Origin of the sequence: thiotrophic endosymbiont of Bathymodiolus puteoserpentis (Logatchev) (assembly GCF_900127505.1) — a bacterium.
Taxonomy (GTDB): domain Bacteria; phylum Pseudomonadota; class Gammaproteobacteria; order PS1; family Pseudothioglobaceae; genus Thiodubiliella.
Window position 1 is genome coordinate 65,882 of record NZ_UEXF01000075.1, and the last position, 6,293, is coordinate 72,174.

The window sequence follows — 6,293 nt, forward strand, 5'->3', positions numbered from 1 at the left end:
GCATAATCTAATGCACCACTTGAACTGGTGTTGCCATCGGTCATTTTTGCAATATTGGAAGCGGTGCCATTGGCATGCCAACGAGTAACATTGGTGCTGATGGTCGCCAGCCCTTTGCTGCTTAGGGCAAGGTTTTGACTGCTGGGGCTAATATCCAAGCCTCTGGAAATGTTGCCAAAATCAATGTTGTTGCCCTCTGTATCTTGAATACCAGCTAAGACAATGTCGTCTTTACTGTCAATATAAAAAGCAGCGTCTATTTTGTCATTAAGTTGAACGGTGTAAGTAAATTCTAATGTTTTGGTTAGTGCGCCATTGACACCTGTTAATAGAAATTCTTTGCCAGCAATCACGATTTTATTACTACCAACATTGGACAAAGTAATGTTTTCATCGATTGTGAGGGTTATTTTAACTTCACTCCCCAAGGCAAAAGCCCCTTTGTTGTTAACCGCACCTTCTATATGCCAAGCATCAGCAGTGGGTTTTGGCGCATAAACATCCACTGAAAGTGCCAAATTATTGCCACTAAATATTTGCATGTCTGACAATTTGGCGCCAACATTATAAAAAAAACTGTCCAAAAATAATTTTGTATTTGCATTTGAAAGTTTGCTTGAGGTATAAAGCAAAGTGCCTTTGGCGAGTGCGCCATCAGCTGCCTTAATGTGATAATATTTTATTGTGTTGCCCGACCTAACGACCTTCATATAATCACCAGCGGCATAGCGACCCACCGCATAACCTTTATGACTACCACTCTCATAAATGTAAAATTTATCACCAACTGTCAACAAGGCGTATCCTATACTTTTGAAAGAACTATCGGAATTGGCACTTGAGAGTCCAAACATCATGCGCTTATTAAGTGCACCAATCTTGGCAATAACATAACCGTCATTGACAAAACCCTTAGAAGAAGTAACATCAGCATTCCAATTAGTAACATCAGCATTCACACTAGCCCAATCATTGTATTTTTTTTCGTAAACCCCGTTGGTTTGGGTCATTTTATTACCCCCGCCAATAACAAAATCAGTGTCAATCAATGTATTGCTAAGCCCACTAAGGGCAGTTGAATCGTGCATATTCACTGAATTGCCCTTATCATCCACAATGCCTGCCAAAACAATATCATAACGCCTATTTGTGACATCTATCTTGTCATTAGCCTTAATAGTATAAGCAAATTCCAATGTATTGGTAACGACACCATTGGTGCCCGTTAAAAGAAACTCTTTGCCAGCAATAATAACTCTATTGCGACCCACATTTGCCAAGGTAACCTTTTCATTTAAAGTGAGGGTGATTTTAATTTCATCGCCAATGGTAAAAACACCTTTGTTATTGGCAGGTCCACTGTCTATACGCCAAGCATTGGCAGCCGGTTTGGGCGCATAAACATCGACCGAAAGTGGCGGATTAGTACCACTGAATATTTGCATATCTGCTAACTTGGCGCCGACACCATAAAAAGAACTGTCTAAAAATAACTTGGTGTCCTTATTTGAAGTTTGGCTCGAAGTATAAAGCAAGGTGCCTTGAGCAAGAGGTCCGTCTGCTGCCCTGATATGGTAATACTTTATTGTGGAACCCGATCTGACAACTTTCATATAATCACCAGCGGCATAGCTAACCCCTGTGTTACGCTGAGGCTTGCCACCCTCATAAATGACAAATTTATTGCCTATTCCTGCGTCTGCATACAAAGCATAATCAATACTCTTGAAAGAATCATCACTATCATCGCTTGAAAGTCCGATCATCACCCTTTTGTTGGGCTCAACAATCTTGGCAATAACATAGCCATCATTAACAAAGCCTTTGGAAGAACTGACATCGGCATTCCAGCCAGCGCCAGAGATTTTTTCATAAACACCGTTGGTTAGCGTCATCCTTCGGCTTCCGCCGATGCTAAGATGGGTATCAAGTGATGTGTTGGAAAGTTTCACAGGGCTGCTAATGCCACTGAAATCAATATTATTGCCATCTGCATCAACAATATCGGATAAAAAGATGCTGCGTCTACCATTGATATTAAAATACTTACTGTCAATTGTGTCGTTAATTTTCACAGTATAGGTAAACACCAGCGTGTTAGTCAGGGTGCCATTTGTGCCTGTTAAAAGAAATTCTTTGCCAGCAATAACAATTTTATTGTGACCAACCTCGGCCAAAACAACCACCTCATCTATAGTGAGAGTTAGTTTAATTTCATCATCAAGGGTAAAGACACCGTTCTTATCAGCGGTTGTGCTATCTATATGCCAAGCGTTAGCAATGGGTTTTGGCGCGCCAACATCTACTGAAAACGGCAGACTATTACTGAATATTTGCATCTCTGTTAACTTAGCACCAACATCATGAAAAGAACTGTCTAGAAACAATTTAGTATCCGTATTTGAAGTCTTTTTTGAGGTGTAGAGCAAAGTGCCTTTGGCAAGAGAACCATCGCTTGCTTTAATATGGTAATATTTTATTTTGGCGCCTGATCTAACAACTTTCATATAGTCGCCAACGGCATAAGAAACACCTGTCTCATACTTTTTTCCACCACTTTCATAGATAACAAATTTATTACCTATGCCTGCGTCTGCATACAAGGCGTAATCTATAGTGTTGAAAGAATCACTAGTATCGTCACTTGAGAGTCCCAGCATCATATTCTTATCAAACGCACCAATCTTGGCAATAACATAGCCATCATTAACAAAACCTTTGGAAGAGGTAACATCGGCATTCCAGCCTCTGCCAGAGGTTTTTTCATAAACGCCATTGTTGTGGGTTATTTTGCCGCCACCAATAACAAATTCAGTGTCAAGCAATGTCTTGGAAAGTTTTGTAGGGCTGCTGATAGCACTAAAATCAATATAATTTCCATCTGTATCTTTAATGTCGTTTAAAACAATATCACTTTTATTGTCAATATTAAATTTTTCAGCGCTAATCTTGTCGTTGGCTTGAATGGCGTAAGAAAACTCTAATATGTTGGTGATTGTATTATTGGTGCCTGTTAATAAGAATTCCTTGCCGGCAATCGTGATTTTATTATGACCAACCCCTACCACGGTAACTGCCTCGTCCAGTGTTAGGCTCACTTTGATTGTATCGCCGATGGTAATAATATCACTGCTTGCTGTGCTACTTACACGCCAAGCATTAGTAACAGGTTTTGGAGCATGCACATCAATTGCGTATTTACTAAGGTTACTCAAGCCTTTAACCAATCTTACACCTGTGAGTTTGACACCCTTGCTCTTAATTGAAGTGTCAATGTGCAGTGCTGAAGTGGCAGAAACACCTGTTTGTGTTGCCAGTATGCGAATGGTATTGCCGTTGCCATCAATATGGTAATAACGAAGGGTAGTGCCTTTACGCTCAATCTTGATTTGGTCGCCTGCTTTATAGCTATAATTAGAATCAGCGTATTTTGTGTTGTTGTTACGCACATCTTTTATTTTGTCGTTGTAAAGATAAACGGCATGCTCAATGGTTTTGTAACTGCCATCTGGATTGTCAGTAGACAGACCCAGCATAATGGCTTTTCTAGCAGAAGTGGCACTCAGTGTAAAAATCGCATAACCATCACCAACAAAACTTTCTTGAGAAAAAGCATCGGTATTCCAAGAGTCGTTGTCCACTTTCTTTTTAATGGTATACCCTTGAAATGTATCGCCAACCACAATTAAATCGCGCTTGTCAAACTGAGTGGTAATCGTATTGTTCAATGAGATTGGATAAATTGTATTGATGAAAGCAGGGGGATAGCCGTCACTATCAGTAATACCACTAATAATTAAGTCGGATGCCGATTGAATGGAAAACCCCTTGCCTTGGGTAAAAGCATCGTTTACTTGAACAGTACGCTCAAATACCAACTGTGTGCTTTCTATAGCACTTGCATTGGGCTTAGCAAAACCTTGATTAACACTAAAGGAAAACTCTAAGCCATTGATGATTATCTTGGAGTTGGCAGCATAGTCTACCTTGCCCTTTTGGTATTGCATGGCTTTGTCCATTGTTAACGAAACTTTAACCTTGTCCCCTATTTCAAAAACGCTTTTGGTTGCTGGATATTCGTCCGTTAAATAAAGAGCCATGGCAACCAAAGTTGGGCCTTTTTGGTTGAACTTTTCATCGCTAACTTCCTGATATTTTTGATTGGCATTCCCTAAATTTTTTGTTATTTTTTGTTCTTCTTTTTGTTGGCGTGTTTGATTTTCTTCGTTGCGTTGTGTGACATTGTCTAACTCTTCTTTTGTTTGGGTTTTGCTTTGGTTAATACCTTCTTTGCTATTTGCAACATCCTTATCGGCCTTGTCCCTAGCTTTATCAACAGAACCAAACTGCGTGTAACTACGGTGATGATCACTTTGTCCACTTTTATTTAGCACCTCTAATCCTTTACTGTCCTCTTGATTTTGGCGTTGCATTAAATTATTGTTACCACTGCCCAAAATATTCGTAATTTCCTGTGCGCCTTGATTGGCATCTCCTTTATCGACCTGTGTATCGGTTTTCAAAGCATTGACAGTGCGCTTGTCTTGTCTTGATTGTACGTCAGCATTTGAGTCTTCATCGGCATTTGTTTGCTGATATTTCGAGCGATCTACATCTCTATTAACAGAATCTACATTTTTGGTGTAGTCCTTTGGTTCTTTAGGGGTAGAGTGGCTAGTACCACGAAGTTTGGTTGTGTCTGCCTCGTCTCCGTTGACGACTATTCCTATGGTTTGACTCACCAAAATACTTTTGGCAGTTTCCTTTAAATTAGACAACATGCCTTGCATAAGAGCTTTCATCTTAGCGGTAACGCTTTGTTTGTTAGTACCCACTTCAAGCATGGCGCCATAAAAATCACCGTCACCAATTTTGACGGTAATATTACCTTTGCCGGCTGCCAAGGCAATATTCATCCCATCACCATAACGCACATTGACATTATAATCACCCTTCATTACAGCCACATTAACGCCATGCCCCACGCGCGTATTAAGGTTGTATTTGCCAATCAAGGCGTTGATGGCAATACCATCGCCAACATTGGTATTGACATTGAATTTACCAATAGACAACCCGACATGAAAACCATCACCCACTTTGGTGGTGATATTGACTTTACCAACGGCAATCATGGCGCTATAGCCAGAGCCCACTTTAGTAACAAGATTGCCGTTGCCAACGGCAATTTGCAAACTGTCATTATCGCCAACGGAAGTAAGAACATTGGCTTGACCGATACCAGCTTGGATGGTTTGACCCAAGCCCACTTTACTAATGATATTGGCCTGGCCAATGCCTATACCTAGCATTGCACCATTACCAATGTGAGTGATAATATTGGCCCGACCTACGGCAAATGTAACCATGCTGCCTTCGTTCTTTCTACCTAATAATGCAGCACCAGTTGCTTTGAGTGCATCAACGCCTGATGTTAAGAATTTTTGTGGTGCAGAAAATACATTACCTCTTGGGAAGAGGCGATGTTTTTCCAAAACAGGGTCTGAGACTACGGAATCTAGTGGGGATACGGTAACTGTAAAACCCTCCACCGAAGATACTCTGCTAATAATATTGGCTTGGCCAACCACCAAACTCATGGTGTTGCCACTTCCTTCTAAATTAACATGGGTAACAATATTGGCTTGACCAATAGCCGCTGTAATTAGATCACCTGATCCAACTTTGGTTACAATATTAGCCTGCCCAATTGCAAACGCAACTGAAAATCCGTTGCCAATGTGAGTAAAAATATTGAAATTACCAACCATAGCCGCCAAAGTGGTGTCATTGCCAACTTTGGTAAAAATATTAGCCTGCCCACCTATCATTAAAGCGGCACTAAAACCATCCCCAACATGGGTGAATATATTAGCATAACCTGCTAGCATTACTGCTACTGTTGTGCCATTGCCAACTTTGGTAAAGATATTGGCTTTTCCGCCTATCATTAAAGCGGCGCTTAACCCGTTGCCAATATGAGTGAATATATTACCACCTGCTGAAAACATTAATGCCAGCGTTGGGCCATTGCCAACCTTGGTAAAAAAATTAACCCCCACAGATACCATTAATGCAGCGGTCATACCATTGCCAACATGGGTTAGCACATTGCCAACACCAAACATGCCAACAATAACATCGCCATTTCCTATTTTGGTGGCAATATTACCTATGCCCAGCATTAACAAATACATCTTGCCCTTACCAACTTGAGTAACAATATTTGCTTTACCAAATAATAGTGCTAAAATATTACCGTCGCCTACTTTGGTAATGATATTGGCACCGCC

General features: G+C 40.6%; 1 pseudogene. It reads right to left on the reverse strand.

Annotation, left to right across the window (positions count from 1 at the left end):
* Nucleotides 1-6,293: pseudogene (locus BHECKSOX2_RS09675) on the reverse strand (hypothetical protein); the annotation flags it as partial.